This window comes from Rhizobium rhizogenes NBRC 13257 (assembly GCF_000696095.1).
In the GTDB taxonomy this organism is placed as follows: Bacteria; Pseudomonadota; Alphaproteobacteria; order Rhizobiales; family Rhizobiaceae; genus Rhizobium; species Rhizobium rhizogenes.
This window is the reverse complement of the sequence record NZ_BAYX01000009.1, coordinates 155,990-170,741: the sequence shown is the minus strand read 5'-3', so window position 1 is coordinate 170,741 and position 14,752 is coordinate 155,990. Positions and strand designations below refer to the sequence as shown.

The window sequence follows — 14,752 nt, the reverse complement described above, 5'->3', positions numbered from 1 at the left end:
CCCGCGGCTTTTCTGTGCCTTGTGGCGGTGGATTCCTCTTCCTTTCCGCTCAAAAAGCGCTTATGAACCGCCCATTATGACCCAATTTCGGCTGAGCCTATCGATACGAATTATTGGCCCGGCCTTCCGCGCGCTTTAAGCTGCCGGAAGGTCCGGGTTCTTGGCGCCCGTTCCCGAGGCGCTACCGCCGCCGAAAAAATCCCCCTATGGCTGCGCCTTCTTGGCGCGATATGCCCGAGACGCCGAGGCAATTGTCTGAACCATGACCGATACCGCTGAAAAACTCGACTATTCGAAGACCCTCTACTTGCCCGAGACCGATTTCCCGATGCGTGCGGGCCTGCCGCAGAAGGAGCCGGAGCTGGTCAAGCGCTGGCAGGAGATGGATCTCTACAAGGCGCTGCGTGCGTCGGCTGCCGGCCGTGAGAAGTTCGTGCTGCATGACGGCCCGCCCTATGCCAACGGTAACATCCACATCGGCCACGCGCTGAACAAGATTCTCAAGGACGTCATCACCCGCTCGTTCCAGATGCGCGGCTATGACAGCAACTACGTTCCGGGCTGGGATTGCCATGGCCTGCCGATCGAGTGGAAGATCGAGGAAAAGTACCGCGAGAAGGGCAAGAACAAGGACGAGGTTCCGGTCAACGAATTCCGCCAGGAATGCCGTGACTTTGCCGCCGGCTGGATCAAGATCCAGTCCGAGGAGTTCAAGCGTCTCGGCATCGTCGGCGATTTCGACAATCCGTACCTGACGATGAACTTCCACGCCGAATCCCGCATCGCCGGTGAATTGCTGAAGATCGCCAAGACCGGTCAGCTTTATCGCGGTTCGAAGCCGGTCATGTGGTCGGTGGTCGAGCGCACGGCGCTGGCGGAAGCCGAAGTCGAATATGCCGATGTCGAGAGCGACATGATCTGGGTGAAGTTCCCGGTCGTCGAAGGTCCGGCAGCACTTGCCGACGCCTTCGTCGTCATCTGGACCACGACCCCCTGGACGATCCCCGGCAACCGGGCGATCGCCTATTCGTCGCGGGTCTCTTATGGCCTCTACGAAGTGACGGAAGCCGCCAATGATTTCGGTCCGCGTCCGGGCGAAAAGCTGGTCTTCGCCGACAAGCTCGCCGAGGAAGCCTTCACCAAGGCAAAGCTGCAATACAAGCGTCTGGGCGACGTGACCGCCGAGGACTTCGGTGCGATCATCTGCGCCCATCCGCTGGCCTCGCTCGGCTACGACTTTAAGGTTCCCTTGCTCGACGGCGATCACGTCACCGACGATGCCGGCACCGGCTTCGTGCACACCGCACCGAGCCACGGCCGCGAGGACTTTGACGTCTGGATGGCCCATGCCCGCGCGCTGGAAGCCCGGGGAATCTCGCCACGTATCCCGTTCCCGGTCGATGACGCCGGCTTCTACACCGCCGATGCCCCCGGCTTCGACGGCGGCCGCGTCATGGACGACAACGGCAAGAAGGGCAATGCCAACGATCTGGTCATCAAGGCCCTGATCGAGACGAACACGCTCTTCGCCCGAGGACGCATGAAGCATTCCTATCCGCATTCCTGGCGCTCGAAGAAGCCGGTCATCTTCCGCAACACGCCGCAATGGTTCGTCTATATGGACAAGGACCTTGCCGACGGCACGACGCTGCGGTCGCGCGCGCTCAAGGCGATCGACGATACCCGCTTTGTGCCCGCCACTGGCCAGAACCGCCTGCGCGCCATGATCGAGCAGCGCCCGGATTGGGTGCTCTCGCGCCAGCGCGCCTGGGGCGTGCCGATCGCGATCTTCGTCGACGATGACGGCGAGATCCTGCAGGACGATGCCGTCAACGCCCGCATCCTCGAAGCTTTCGACGCGGAAGGGGCTGACGCCTGGTTTGCCGAAGGCGCGCGCGAGCGCTTCCTTGGCGAAAAGGCCAACGAGCCGTGGACGCAGGTCATGGATATCCTCGACGTCTGGTTCGACTCGGGCTCGACCCATACCTTCACGCTGGAAGACCGCCCGGACCTGAAATGGCCGGCGGACGTCTATCTCGAAGGCTCCGACCAGCATCGCGGCTGGTTCCATTCGTCGCTGCTCGAAAGCGCTGCGACGCGTGGCCGTGCGCCCTATGATACGGTCGTCACCCATGGCTTCACCATGGACGAACAGGGCCGCAAGCAGTCGAAGTCGCTCGGCAACGTCGTAGCGCCGCAGGATGTGATGAAGGATAGCGGCGCGGATATCCTGCGCCTGTGGGTCATGACCACCGACTACTGGGAAGACCAGCGTCTCGGCAAGGCCATCATCCAGACGAATGTCGATGCCTATCGCAAGCTGCGCAACACCATCCGCTGGATGCTCGGCACGCTGGCGCACGACAAGGGCGAGGTGATCGCGTACGCCGATATGCCGGAGCTGGAGCAGCTGATGCTGCACCGTCTGGCCGAGCTCGATGAGCTCGTGCGCGAAAGCTACGACGCCTTCGACTTCAAACGCATCGCCCGCGCCCTCATCGATTTCTCGAATGTCGAGCTTTCGGCCTTCTATTTCGATGTCCGCAAGGATGCGCTTTATTGCGATGCTCCGTCGAGCCTGCGCCGCCGCGCGGCCCTTGCCGTCATCCGCACGATCTTCGATTGCATGGTGACTTGGCTTGCGCCGATGCTGCCGTTCACGACGGAAGAGGCCTGGTTGTCGCGCAATCCGTCGGCGGTCTCGGTGCATCTCGAACAGTTCCCCGCCGTTCCCGCCGAATGGAAGAACGAGGCGCTGGCCGAGAAGTGGAAGAAGATCCGCGCCGTGCGCAGCGTCGTCACCGGTGCTCTGGAAATCGAGCGCAAGGACAAGCGTATCGGCTCCTCGCTGGAAGCTGCTCCTGTTGTCTACGTCGCCGATCAGGAGCTTCTGAAGGCGCTGGAAGGGCAGGATCTGGCCGAGATCTGCATCACCTCCGGCATCACCGTCAATGGTGGCGAAGGGCCTACTGATGCCTTCCGTCTGGATGATGCCGCCAAGGTGAGTGTCGTGCCGGCATTGGCCGAAGGTCGCAAATGTGCCCGTTCCTGGCGCATCACCACCGATGTCGGGTCCGATTCGGAATATCCCGACGTCTCGGCACGCGACGCCGCGGCCCTGCGTGAACTCGCGGCCGTCAACTGAAGAAAATTGCCGGGTGAATTGCCTTCGAGGCGTTCATCCGGTAAAAGCTGCCTGAAAATGGCCCGATTTTTGCGGCAGTTGGCATGAATTGGGGTCTGCTATAGATGTACCGGCATGGCTGGGAAGGGTTTTCATGAGAGCGATGCATAGGGTTCGTGTTGGCGTCAGCTTGGCGGCACTCGTGGTTGGCTGCGGTTTGATGTCCGGCTGCTTGAGCAGCCCGAGCTACGGCACGGACAAGACTGCCGGCGTGCAGCTTCTCGACGACCTCGGCGATATCGCCTCCGTTTCGGCCGCCACGCCGAAGGACAAGGGCGTGACCTACCCGAACCGCCCCGGTCTGGTTCTGCCCGCTGCAAACCAGAGGGAAGCGCTGACCGCGCCGCAGCAGACGCTGGCGAGCAAGGATAACCCGGCTTGGCTCGAATCGCCGGAAGACGCGCGCAAGCGTCTGGCTGAAGAGGCCGACCAGAACAAGAATGACGTCAATTATCGCTCTCCGCTCGCTCAGGCCGACAGCGGCCGCAACCGCAAGACGGAAGTAGAGCAGACGGCAGCCTATCGTGCCGCGCGTCAGGATCAGGCCGGCACCTACGATCAGCGCCGCTATCTGATCGATCCGCCGCAGCAGTATCGCCAGGTCTCCGACCCGGCCGCACTGAGCGACGTCGGCACGCCCGAAAGCAAGAAGGAAAAGCAGCGCAAGAAGGACGCCGAGGCAGCGCAGCAGTCCAACAGCAGCAGCTGGTGGAAGCCGTTCCAATAAGTCTTTCCGAGCATGAAGCGGCGGCCTGAACCGCCGCTTTTTTAGTCTTCCTGCCGTTTCAGTTGGAAGAATTCCCTGAGAATGTCGGCCGCATCCCGTTCGGCAATACCCGAATAGACCTCCGGCGCGTGATGGCAGGTCGGCTGGCGATAGAAGCGCACGCCATTGTCCACTCCGCCACCCTTCGGATCTTCCGCGCCGTAGTAGAGGCGGCGGATGCGGGCAAATGAGATGGCCGCCGCGCACATGGTACAAGGCTCCAGCGTCACATAGAGATCGGCGCCCGTCAGGCGCTCCTGGCCGAGCGCCTCGCAGGCGATGCGGATCGCGGCGATTTCGGCATGAGCGGTGACGTCGTTGAGTTCGCGGGTGCGGTTGCCGGCCTTGGCGATGACGGCATTGTCGAGCACGAGGACGGCACCGATCGGCACTTCACCACGCGCTCCGGCGCTGCGTGCTTCGGCGAGCGCCAGCTTCATGAAGTGATTTGTATTCGCCATTTAAGATTTTCCACTTAACCGCAGGGGCGTGACCTGATAGGAACACGCCTTAAAAATTCAGGCAAACAACAAATGACAATGAATGACAAGCCCAAGCGGCCTGGGCCAAAACCCTTTACCCGCGACACCAACACGAAGCCGGCGATGAAACGCGACGACGCCAAGCCGCTGAAGGCAGCGCCCGCCAAGGCGGCGGCTGAGACCGACGGCGGTGACGGAAAGGCCGAGCGCATTTCCAAGTTGATGGCGCGCGCCGGCGTGGCGTCCCGCCGCGACATCGAGCGCATGATCATGGACGGCCGTGTGCGGCTGAACGGCGTACTGCTGGACAGCCCGGTCGTCAACGTGACGCTCGCCGACAAGATTGAAGTGGATGGCATGCCGATCCGCGGTATCGAGCGCACGCGCCTGTGGCTCTACCACAAGCCGGCCGGCCTGGTGACCACCAATGCCGATCCCGAGGGACGCCCGACCGTCTTCGACAATCTGCCGGAAGAATTGCCGCGCGTCATGTCGATCGGCCGTCTCGACATCAACACCGAAGGCCTGCTGCTGCTCACCAATGACGGCGGCCTTGCCCGCGTTCTGGAACTGCCGACCACCGGCTGGCTGCGCCGCTACCGCGTGCGCGCCCATGGCGAGATCGATCAGGACGCACTCGACAAGCTGAAGGAAGGCATAGCCGTCGACGGCGTGCTCTATGGCTCGATCGAAGCAACGCTCGACCGCACGCAGGGATCCAACGTCTGGATCACCATGGGTCTGCGCGAAGGCAAGAACCGCGAAATCAAGAACGTGCTCGGTGCGCTCGGCCTCGAGGTCAATCGCCTGATCCGCATTTCCTATGGCCCGTTCCAGCTCGGTGACTTGCCGGAAGGCCGGGTGCTGGAAGTGCGCGGCCGCACGCTGCGCGATCAGCTCGGCCCCCGTCTGGTCGAAGACGCCAAGGCGAATTTCGATGCGCCGCTCTACAACGCCTCGGCGCCCGCCGGCGAGGATGAGGCTGAGGCCAAGCCGGAGCGTGCCGCGAAAGAGGAACGCCCGAGGCGCGACCGCGAGCGCCCCGAGGATAAGCGCGAACGCGCCTTGGGTCGTCTCGACACCAAGCGCGACGATCGTCGTGACGAAGGACGCCGCGAAGGCGGCCATAAGGAAGACGACCGCCCGAAGCGGCCACCGCTCGGCGCGCGCCGCAACGCCAATGTCTGGATGGCGCCCGGCGCCCGTCCGCTCGGCGAGAAGGCTGCCGCGAAAGCGGCCAAGAATACCAGGACTGCCGCTAAGCGCGGTGAGCCCGAGCGCCCACAGCGTAGCGGTTTCGACCGTCCGGACGAAGGCCCGCGCGTTCGCGTTAACCGCGTTGCCGAGGCGGATGGAGAATGGATCCGCTCGAGCGAGGAAGCACCGCGCACGGGTCGTGGCGATGACGACGGCTTCGACCGCAAGCGCTCCGACCGTCCCCGTGGCGATCGCCCGCCGCGCGGCGACCGGCCTTTCGGCGACAAGCCCCGTGGTGATCGCCCCTATGGTGATAAACCTCGTGGAGATAAAGCATTTGGCGATCGTCCGCGCGGCGAACGTGGCTCGCGGCCAGAGGGTAGCGATCGCCCCCGTGCGAAATCATTCCAGGGCGAAGCACGCTCTGAACGTCCGCGTGGCGATCGACCCTTCGGTGACAAGCCGCGCGGTGACCGCCCTTATGGCGACAAGCCCCGTGGTGACCGTCCGTATGGTGATAAACCCCGTGGCGATCGTGCGTTCAGCGATCGTCCCACCGGCGACCGTCGGCCGCGCGCCGAGGGTGACGAGCGTCCTCGCGCCCGGTCTTTCGATGGCGAGCAGCGCTCGGAACGTCCTCGCGGCGATCGCCCATTCGGTGATCGGCCGCCGCGTGGAGACCGCCCGCAGGGTGATCGGCCGGCTGGCAAGTCTTTCGGCAAGAAGCCGGGCGGCGGAAAGTCCTTTGGTGGCGGCAAACCGGGTGGAAAGCCCGGCGGTGCACGGGGCTTCTCGGGCAAGCCCGGTGGCGCTGGACGTCCGTCGGGTGGTGCTGGCCGGAGCGGTCCGAGCCGTGGCGGCCCCGGCAAGGGCGGCCCCAAGGGCGGAAGGGGTTAACGCGCGGTGCGGATCGTCGGCGGTGAGTTTCGCGGTCGGTCGCTTGCGGTTCCGAAGTCGAACGATATTCGTCCGACGGCGGACCGCACGCGCGAGAGCCTGTTCAATATTCTGACCCATGCCTATCCCGAGGCGCTCGATGGCACCCGGATGATGGATATCTTTGCCGGCACCGGTGCGGTCGGCCTGGAAGCCGCCTCGCGCGGCTGCCGTCATGTCCTCTTCGTCGAAAGCAGCGTCGAGGGCCGTGGCCTGCTCTGGGAAAATATCGATGCGCTCGGCCTTCATGGCCGCACGCGCATGATGCGGCGCGACGCCACCGATCTTGGAAGCGTCGGCAATCTCGAGCCTTTCGATTTTCTCTTCGCGGATCCGCCCTATGGCAAGGGGCTGGGTGAGAAGGCCTTTGCGGCGGCTGCCGCCGGCCGCTGGCTGGTGCCGGGGGCGCTGGCGATCCTCGAGGAACGCGCCGACGTCGCGGTGACCGTCGCCCCGGATTTTCTCTTCCTCGAAGAGCGGACCTTCGGCGACAGCAAGATGCATTTCTTCCGTTATCAGCCCCGGCAGGCCTAGCGGCGGAGGGAGACGACCATGGGCGATTACGCTGATTTTGTCGGGAGCGACCATACGCTCGCGACATCAAGCACGCCGAGCGTCGCGGTCGCCTTCGGTTGCGGCGGCGCGCGTGGTCTTGCCCATATCCACATCATCGAGGCGCTGGACGAACTCGGCATTCGCCCGGTTGCGATTGCCGGCGCCTCCATCGGCTCGATCATGGGCGCGGCGATGGCGGCCGGCATGAGCGGCGCGGAAATCCGCGATTATACGCTCGCAACCGTCGGTAATCGCCCGGCCGTGCTCAACAAGATCTGGAGCCTCAGGCCCGCGAGCGTTCGTAAATTCCGGTTCGGCCAGTTCAACCTCGAACGCATCCTGCGCGCCTTCATGCCGCCGGCCTTTCCCGAGGATTTTTCCGAGCTGCACATCCCGCTGAAGGTGGTGACGACGGATTATTACGACCAGACTGAAGTGGTGACCGAAAAAGGCGAGCTCTTCCCGGTGCTGGCCGCCTCCGCGGCTATTCCCGCCGTCTTCATGCCGGTCAAGGTCGGCGAGCGCGTGATGATCGACGGCGGCATCATGAACCCGGTCCCTTACGAACATCTGGCCGGGCTTGCCGATATCATCATCGGCATCGACGTCGTCGGCGGGCCGGAAGGCGACGGCACCCAGTTTCCGAACCGCATCGAGAGCCTGTTCGGCGCCGGCCAGCTGACCATGCAGTCCAACATCGCCTTGAAGCTGCGGCTGCTCGCCCCGCAAATCTTCCTGCGGCCGTCCGTCGGCCGCACCGGCGTGCTCGATTTCCTGAAGGCCCGCGAAATCCTCGCCATGTCGGCCGGCGTCAAGGACGAGTTGAAGTTCGCCCTTGACCGGGTGATCACCGCGAAGAATTAAGCCCGTTCCGGCTCTTCCTCCGGTAATGCCGAGAGATCGTCGTCGTCGCTGAAGACGTCGGCAGCGCGCTTGGGTTTGACGAGCGGTTCCGGCTTGACCGGCCGTGAGTAGAGCATGTCGCGGCCTGCCTGCAGGCCTTCGCTTGCCTGCAGCACCAGCCGCTGTTCGTCACGCTTGCGGATATCCTCGCCGATCTCAAAGGCCTCGGCTTCACTGACGCCGAGGGCTTCCAGCGTGCGGCGGCCGAAGAGCAGGCCGGATTCCAGCGTCTCGCGCAGCTCGTAATCGACGCCCTTGTTGCGCAGTTCGATCGAGTGGATGCGGTCATAGGAGCGGACGAAGAGGCGTGCATGCGGATAGTCCGTCTGCACCAGTTCGACGATCTTGTCGGTGATCTCGCGGTGATGCGTGCTGACGACGACGATCTTGGCGTGGTCGATGCCGGCCGAGCGCAGCACATCCTTGCGGGTACCATCGCCGAAATAGATGCGGAAGCCGAAGTTGGAGGCCTGGCGGATACGGTCGGCGGAAAAGTCGATGACGGTAACGTCACGGCCACCGGCCAGCAGGATTTGTGCGGCGATCTGGCCGAAACGCGAGAAGCCGATCATCAGCACGTCGGAGCCCGCACCCTCGAAATCCTCGTCCAATTCCTCATGCGTATCGCCGCTGAGCAGGCGCTTGGAAAGCGCCGAGCCGAGCGGCGTCAGCGCCATCGAGAGCGTCACGATTGCGATCAGCATCGAGGCTGTGCTGGCCGAGAATAGCCCACCGCTTGCGCTGGCCGTGCTGAACAGCACGAAGCCGAATTCACCGCCTTGCGGTAGCAGGCAGGCGATGCGGATGGCGTCGTTGTGCGAGGAGCCGGTCACGCGGCAGAGCACGTAGATGACCACGCCCTTGATGACCATCAGGACCGGGACGGCAAGCACGATCAGCACCCAGTTGTCGACAATGACGTCCAGCTTCAGCGACAGGCCGACGGCGATGAAGAAGATGGCGAGAAGCACGCCGCGGAAGGGCTCGATATCCGCCTCCAGCTCGTGGCGATAGGAGGATTCGGCCAGCATCACGCCGGAAAGGAAAGCGCCCATGGCCATGGAGAGGCCGGCGATCTGCATCAGGGTCGCCGAACCCATGACGACCAAAAGGGCGGCCGCAATCATCGCCTCGCGCGCGCCGGTGCGGGCGATGACCTGGAACAGCGGCGTCAGAAGGTAACGGCCGGCAATGATCATCGCCGCGACCGCGCCAACGGCAATGGCAAGGTCCGGTATCGGATTGGTAGCTTCCTTCGGTCCGTCGAGCACGGTGACGAGGGCAAGCAGCGGCACGATCGCCAGATCCTGCAGCAAGAGCATGGAGAAGGAGCGCTGGCCGTATTTCGTGTTGACGTCGCCCTCCTGTTCGAGGATCTGCATCGCGAATGCCGTGGACGACAGCGCCAGGCCGAAGCCGACGATGATACTGCCACGCCAGCCGGTGATATTGGCGAGATAGGCGGCGAGCGTCAGCGCCAGTCCGCTGAGTACGACCTGCGCGGTGCCAAGGCCGAAAATGTCGCGCCGCATCTGCCACAGGCGCGACGGCTTCAATTCCAGGCCGATGATGAACAGCAGGAAGACGACGCCGAGTTCCGCCACCGCAAGCACGGCTTCGCTGTCACCGATGCCGTGCAGCACCGGGCCGATGACGACGCCGGCGGCGAGATAGCCGAGCACGGTGCCGAGCCCCAATTTCTTGAAGATCGGCGCCGTGACGACGGCGCCTCCGAGCAGCATAAGGGTTTCGGTAAAGAGGGCATTCGGCGCGGACATCGTCTGTTTCTTTCTGTGGGGCAGGCGGTGTTGCAGTACATGATCGTCGGAAACAACCATGCGTGACGACATTCGGACAAGAATCGGCTTCGCCGCCCTTGTAGCTTTATGTAGTGCACAATAAATGGAACGCGAAGGAAAGGCCAAATCATGTCCTCAGAAATCGATTCCGCCACTCTGCTTTCCCGCGCCAGCCAATTGATCGACTTCGCCCGGAAAGCCGGGGCGGATGCGGCCGATGCGGTCGTCGTACGCTCGCGTTCGCAATCCGTCAGCGTTCGTCTCGGCAAGGTCGAGGGTACCGAATCCTCCGAAAGCGATGATTTTTCGCTGAGAGTGTTCGTCGGCAATCGTGTCGCCAGCGTTTCGGCCAATCCCGGCTTCGACCTGCAGGCGCTCGCCGAGCGTGCCGTCACCATGGCCACGGTCTCGCCGGAAGATCCCTTCGTCTGCCTCGCCGACGAAACTGATCTCGCCAAAACCTATCCCGATCTCGACCTGTTCGATCCGACCGAGGTTTCGTCGGCCGAGCTGCGCGAGGCGGCCCTTGCAATGGAAGAGGCGGCGCTTGCCGTTCCTGGCGTCAGCAATTCTTCCGGCTCGGGTGCATCAGCCGGCATGGGCGGCATGGTGCTTGTCACGTCGCATGGTTTTGCCGGTCACTACATGGGCTCGCGGTTCAGCCGCTCCGTCAGCGTCATTGCCGGCGAAGGCACCGGCATGGAGCGGGATTATGATTTCGACAGCCGCCTCTATTTTGCCGATCTGGATGCGTCCGAGGAGATCGGCCGCCGCGCCGGTGAACGAGTGATCAAGCGCGTCAATCCGCGCCAGGTTCCGACCGGCAAGGACGTGACCGTCGTTTTCGATCCGCGCGTGGCGCGCGGCTTCGTCGGGCATATCGCCGGCGCGATCAACGGCGCGTCCGTTGCCCGCAAGAGCAGCTTCCTGCGCGACAAGATGGGCCAACAGGTGCTGAAAGCCGGCCTGTCGATCACCGACGATCCGCTGATCGTGCGCGGTTCCGCCTCGCGTCCTTTCGATGGCGAAGGTGTAACCGGCAAGCGGCTGGTGATGATCGAGGACGGCGTGCTGAAGCAATGGTTCCTGTCCACCTCGACGGCCCGCGAAATCGGTGGTCTCAAGACCAACGGTCGCGGCGCGCGTGGCGGTACCTCGGTGTCTCCGTCTTCTACGAATCTGGCGCTGGAGCCGGGCGACATCTCGCCGGAAGAGCTGATCCGCAATGTCGGCAATGGTTTCTACGTCACCGAGCTGATCGGGCAGGGCGTCAACATGCTCACCGGCGAGTACAGCCGCGGCGCCACGGGCTTTTGGATCGAGAACGGTGAATTGACTTTCGCGGTTTCGGAGGTGACGATCGCCTCCAACCTCAAGGACATGTTCATGCGCGTGACGCAGGCAAACGATATCGACCGCGATTTCAGCGTTGCCGCGCCGACACTCGCCATTGAGGGCATGACGCTGGCCGGGCGTTGACTGTGATCCCGAAAAGCGCGCAGTGGTTTTCGGACAGGATCATGGCCAGCACATAGCAAGCCGGAGATTGGAATCTGGGAATGAACGATAGCCGGAAAGGTGACGCTCTGAGCGACCTGAACCTGATCGTCGAGGCGGCGCGTCAGGCCGGCGAAGTCGCTCTTGGCTTCTTTCGGCAGTCGCCCGAGGTCTGGTGGAAGAACGAGGGCCGGTCGCCCGTCAGCGCCGCCGATTTTGCTGCCAATGAGACGCTGGCTTCCATCCTGCGCCCGGCGCGGCCCGGCTATGGTTGGCTTTCCGAAGAGACCGACGACGATGCCGAACGGTTGGCGCATGAGACCGTTTTCGTCGTCGATCCGATCGACGGCACGCGCGGCTTCCTGTCTGGGCTTGATTTGTGGTGCGTCAGCGTCGCCGTGGTCACCAATGGACGACCGACCGCGGGCGTGCTCTACGCACCGGCATTGAACGAATTGTTCGTGGCAACCACGGACGGTCCGGCGCTGAAGAATGGCGAGCCTATCGCCGTTTCCGACCGGACGGGGGAGGCCGTTCATAGGCTGGCCACCACCGAAGAAGCACTTCACGGAGTAAGCCCGGATTTTCGCAAGACCATCCAGCGGGCGAAGCATGTACCCTCGCTCGCCTATCGTCTTGCCATGGTCGCCGACGGCCGGCTTGAAGGGACGATCGTCAAGCGCAACTCCCACGATTGGGATTTGGCCGCCGCCGATCTTATCCTGGAACGGGCGGGTGGCGCGCTGGTCGACCTCTCAGGGCAACCGCTCAATTACAACCGCGCCGATGTCTCCCACGGCGAACTCTGCGGCGCACCGGCTGTCCACTTGTCGGAGCTCCTGCGCCAGCTTGCCCACAGACGAGACAGTTGACGTTTGGGTCAAAATCCCGCAGAGGAAGTGCGGAGGGGGACGACAGCAGAAAGAGACGAAAATGACTGTTACCAGCGACAAAAAACAGCTCCTGCACCTCGTATTCGGCGGGGAATTGGAAAATCTCGAAGAAGTACAGTTCCGCAATCTGAACGAGCTCGACATTGTCGGCATGTATCCCGACTATGCGACCGCGCTGACGGCCTGGAAGTCGAAGGCGCAGCAGACGGTCGACAACGCTCATATGCGTTATTTCATCGTCCATCTGCATCGTTTGCTTGATCCGGACAAGGCATCCTAAAGCCGCGTTTCGCTCCATTTAATATTTGATATTGCCGTCCGGAGGGGCATTGTTGCTTTCAATCCGGTTATCACACGGTATTTTTGACGCAATCGGAACCAAGAATCGGCCGAACTTTCGGCCGTTGAACAATTGGGATTTGGCATCGATGACGATCAGCTTGGATCGGAGGCAGTCGAGATGAGCAGCCTCAGGGCGCGCCTCGCTTTGGGTGCCTACCGCTTTGGCGGCATTGCGATCTATCCGCTGATCGGACCTTATCTCGCGTTCCGCGCCGCCAAAGGCAAGGAAGACAGCTCTCGCCGGCTGGAGCGATCCGGCTATGCCAGCGCCAACCGCCCGCAGGGGCCGCTGGTCTGGTTCCATGCCGCAAGTGTCGGCGAAACTTCGGCGGTCGTTCCGTTGATCCGCGAAATCCGCCGCCGCGATATTCACGTCATTTTGACCACGGGAACGATGACGTCGGCCAAGGTGACGAAGGAACGTCTTGGCGACGAGGTCATCCACCAATATGTGCCGCTGGACCTGAAGCCGGCCGTCAGCCGCTTCCTCGAATACTGGCAGCCTGATTGCGCCATTTTCGCCGAATCCGAGATCTGGCCGGCAACCGTGCTGGAACTCGAGCGCCGGCGCATTCCGCAGATCCTCGTCAATGCCCGCATGTCGGATCGCTCCTTTGCTCGCTGGAGCGGCCATCCGTCACTCTCCGAGGCGCTGTTCGAAAAGCTCGCGCTGGTCGTTGCCCAATCCGATCTCGATGCCGAACGCTTCCGCGATCTTGGTGCACTGCAGGTCATCAAGTCCGGTAATCTCAAGGTGGATACCGACGCGCCGCCCTATGATGCGCCGACGCTCGCCCGCTATATGAAGCAGATCGGCAGCCGCAAGACCTGGGCCGCCGTCTCGACCTTCGAGGGCGAGGAAAATGCCGCCGCCGTCGTCCACAAGACGCTGACGGAGCATGACGGCCAGCTCACCATCATCGTGCCGCGCCATCCCGAGCGCTGCGACGCGATCGAGGCGATGCTCGTCGAGCAGGGGCTGAAGGTTGCCCGCCGTACCCGCAACGATGTGCTATCGCCGGATGTCGATGTTTTTCTCGGCGACACGATCGGCGAGATGGGCCTCTATCTGCGCCTGACCGACGTTGCCTTCATGGGCAAGTCGCTTTTGAACGAAGGCGGGCAGAACCCGCTGGAGCCGGCCATGCTCGGTTGCGCCATCCTGACGGGCGGCCATGTCCAGAATTTTCGCGACGCCTATCAATTGCTCGCCCGCCGTGGCAGCGCCCGCATGGTGCGCGACACCGAGATGCTGGCGCGCGGCGTGCACTATCTTTTGACCAACGACGCGGCGCGGCGCGGCATGATCGATGCCGGCTTCATCGCGGTGCATGAGATGCGCGGGGCGCTGGCCGCGACCATCAAGGGGCTGGAGCCCTACATCAATCCGCTGACCGTGAAGGCGCGGCTGATGCCGAAGACAATGGCGCAGGGGTAAGAGGGGAGCATTCCATGGGAGCGGTGAAGCTGGAGGCGATCGCGGGCATTCTGTTCGACAAGGACGGCACGTTGCTCGATTATGACGCGAGCTGGTTGCCGGTCAATCGCGAGCTTGCCCGCATCGCGGCTCAAGGTGACGCAGCGCTTGCCGATCATCTGCTTTCAGCCTGCGGCATGGATCCGGTTACCGGTCATATCGTGCCCGACAGCCTGCTTGCCGCCGGCAATACCCGCCAGATTTCGGAGGGTCTCGTTGCCGCTGGTTCCAAGGTGGACGTGGCGGAGCTGACGGAAAAGCTCGATGCGCTCTTTTCCCATGCTGCCGATTTCTCCGCGCCAGTCACCGATCTCGCCGCGTTCTTCCGTCGGCTGCATGAGCGGGGCTACAAGCTTGGCGTCGCCTCCAGCGACAATGAGCGCTCGATCCGCCAGACGGCCCGCCGCTTCGGCTTCTTGGATTATGTCGATTATATCGCCGGCTACGATAGCGGTTTCGGCACCAAGCCGGAGCCAGGCATGGTGCTCGGTTTTGCGAAAGCGACCGGTCTTGCCCCCGTGCAGATTGCCGTCGTCGGTGACAACAATCATGATCTTCACATGGGGCACAATGCCGGAGTGGGCCTGAAGGTCGGCGTGTTGACGGGCACCGGCTCGCGCGAATCGCTGGCCGCCGCCTCCGATTATTGCCTGAACGACATCACCGAGCTGGAAAGCCTGTTGCCGGCCGCCCAGCCGGCGTAAGTTCGGCACAGGCTTGC

12 protein-coding genes are annotated in these 14,752 nt (G+C 63.1%); 10 read left to right on the top strand and 2 right to left on the bottom strand.

The window, feature by feature from the left end:
* The first annotated feature begins 262 nt into the window (after positions 1-262).
* Entirely contained in the window at positions 263-3,145 is a 2,883-nt protein-coding gene (gene ileS / locus RRH01S_RS21585) for an isoleucine--tRNA ligase (protein ID WP_034520395.1), read from the top strand.
* Between the two features lie 133 nt (positions 3,146-3,278).
* The gene (locus tag RRH01S_RS21580; RefSeq protein WP_007699796.1) at positions 3,279-3,911 is read left to right on the top strand and encodes a hypothetical protein; all 633 of its coding nucleotides are present in this window, start codon (positions 3,279-3,281) and stop codon (positions 3,909-3,911) included.
* Positions 3,912-3,952: 41 nt separating this feature from the next.
* Here the strand turns inward: RRH01S_RS21580 and RRH01S_RS21575 are convergent, their stop codons facing one another.
* On the bottom strand, positions 3,953-4,411 hold the full coding sequence (locus RRH01S_RS21575) for a nucleoside deaminase (protein ID WP_007699793.1): 459 nt from the start codon (positions 4,409-4,411) through the stop codon (positions 3,953-3,955).
* Between the two features lie 72 nt (positions 4,412-4,483).
* Here RRH01S_RS21575 and RRH01S_RS35115 point away from each other — a divergent pair, with 72 nt between their 5' ends.
* Genes RRH01S_RS35115 through RRH01S_RS21560 form a run of 3 tightly spaced genes read left to right on the top strand, consistent with a single transcriptional unit; the run spans position 4,484 to position 7,984 of the window.
* Positions 4,484-6,526, top strand: coding sequence for a pseudouridine synthase (locus tag RRH01S_RS35115; protein ID WP_110924647.1), 2,043 nt, complete (start codon positions 4,484-4,486; stop codon positions 6,524-6,526).
* A 6-nt stretch (positions 6,527-6,532) separates the two neighbouring features.
* The gene (gene rsmD / locus RRH01S_RS21565; RefSeq protein WP_007699787.1) at positions 6,533-7,099 is read left to right on the top strand and encodes a 16S rRNA (guanine(966)-N(2))-methyltransferase RsmD; all 567 of its coding nucleotides are present in this window, start codon (positions 6,533-6,535) and stop codon (positions 7,097-7,099) included.
* Positions 7,100-7,117: 18 nt separating this feature from the next.
* The gene (locus RRH01S_RS21560) at positions 7,118-7,984 is read left to right on the top strand and encodes a patatin-like phospholipase family protein (RefSeq protein ID WP_007699784.1); all 867 of its coding nucleotides are present in this window, start codon (positions 7,118-7,120) and stop codon (positions 7,982-7,984) included.
* Here RRH01S_RS21560 and RRH01S_RS21555 read toward each other — a convergent pair.
* Positions 7,981-9,801 (bottom strand): monovalent cation:proton antiporter-2 (CPA2) family protein, encoded by a 1,821-nt coding sequence (locus RRH01S_RS21555; RefSeq protein WP_034520532.1) that lies wholly within the window; start codon positions 9,799-9,801, stop codon positions 7,981-7,983. The two genes, RRH01S_RS21560 and RRH01S_RS21555, sit on opposite strands and share 4 nt — an antisense overlap.
* Before the next feature lie 150 nt (positions 9,802-9,951).
* On the opposite strand from RRH01S_RS21555, the gene RRH01S_RS21550 reads away from it, so the two are divergent.
* The 5 genes from RRH01S_RS21550 to RRH01S_RS21530 all read left to right on the top strand — a co-directional run bounded on the left by RRH01S_RS21550 (position 9,952) and on the right by RRH01S_RS21530 (position 14,735).
* On the top strand, positions 9,952-11,301 hold the full coding sequence (locus tag RRH01S_RS21550) for a TldD/PmbA family protein (protein WP_042474162.1): 1,350 nt from the start codon (positions 9,952-9,954) through the stop codon (positions 11,299-11,301).
* An 80-nt stretch (positions 11,302-11,381) separates the two neighbouring features.
* Positions 11,382-12,191, top strand: a complete 810-nt coding sequence (locus tag RRH01S_RS21545; RefSeq protein ID WP_042474159.1) for a 3'(2'),5'-bisphosphate nucleotidase CysQ — start codon at positions 11,382-11,384, stop codon at positions 12,189-12,191.
* A gap of 61 nt (positions 12,192-12,252) precedes the next feature.
* Positions 12,253-12,492, top strand: coding sequence for a DUF4170 domain-containing protein (locus tag RRH01S_RS21540; RefSeq protein WP_007699772.1), 240 nt, complete (start codon positions 12,253-12,255; stop codon positions 12,490-12,492).
* Between the two features lie 180 nt (positions 12,493-12,672).
* The gene (gene waaA / locus RRH01S_RS21535; protein ID WP_007699769.1) at positions 12,673-13,992 is read left to right on the top strand and encodes a lipid IV(A) 3-deoxy-D-manno-octulosonic acid transferase; all 1,320 of its coding nucleotides are present in this window, start codon (positions 12,673-12,675) and stop codon (positions 13,990-13,992) included.
* A 14-nt stretch (positions 13,993-14,006) separates the two neighbouring features.
* Positions 14,007-14,735 (top strand): HAD family hydrolase, encoded by a 729-nt coding sequence (locus RRH01S_RS21530; protein WP_007699766.1) that lies wholly within the window; start codon positions 14,007-14,009, stop codon positions 14,733-14,735.
* The last annotated feature ends 17 nt before the right edge of the window (positions 14,736-14,752 follow it).

What these genes read in the sequence shown, in the direction of transcription:
- RRH01S_RS21580 (WP_007699796.1), top strand. Translation starts at nt 3,279, where the DNA reads ATGAGAGCGATGCATAGGGTTCGTGTTGGCGTCAGCTTGGCGGCACTC.
- ileS (WP_034520395.1), top strand. Translation starts at nt 263, where the DNA reads ATGACCGATACCGCTGAAAAACTCGACTATTCGAAGACCCTCTACTTG.
- RRH01S_RS35115 (WP_110924647.1), top strand. Translation starts at nt 4,484, where the DNA reads ATGACAATGAATGACAAGCCCAAGCGGCCTGGGCCAAAACCCTTTACC.
- RRH01S_RS21550 (WP_042474162.1), top strand. Translation starts at nt 9,952, where the DNA reads ATGTCCTCAGAAATCGATTCCGCCACTCTGCTTTCCCGCGCCAGCCAA.
- waaA (WP_007699769.1), top strand. Translation starts at nt 12,673, where the DNA reads ATGAGCAGCCTCAGGGCGCGCCTCGCTTTGGGTGCCTACCGCTTTGGC.
- RRH01S_RS21555 (WP_034520532.1), bottom strand. Translation starts at nt 9,801, where the DNA reads ATGTCCGCGCCGAATGCCCTCTTTACCGAAACCCTTATGCTGCTCGGA.
- RRH01S_RS21575 (WP_007699793.1), bottom strand. Translation starts at nt 4,411, where the DNA reads ATGGCGAATACAAATCACTTCATGAAGCTGGCGCTCGCCGAAGCACGC.
- RRH01S_RS21540 (WP_007699772.1), top strand. Translation starts at nt 12,253, where the DNA reads ATGACTGTTACCAGCGACAAAAAACAGCTCCTGCACCTCGTATTCGGC.
- RRH01S_RS21530 (WP_007699766.1), top strand. Translation starts at nt 14,007, where the DNA reads ATGGGAGCGGTGAAGCTGGAGGCGATCGCGGGCATTCTGTTCGACAAG.
- RRH01S_RS21545 (WP_042474159.1), top strand. Translation starts at nt 11,382, where the DNA reads ATGAACGATAGCCGGAAAGGTGACGCTCTGAGCGACCTGAACCTGATC.
- RRH01S_RS21560 (WP_007699784.1), top strand. Translation starts at nt 7,118, where the DNA reads ATGGGCGATTACGCTGATTTTGTCGGGAGCGACCATACGCTCGCGACA.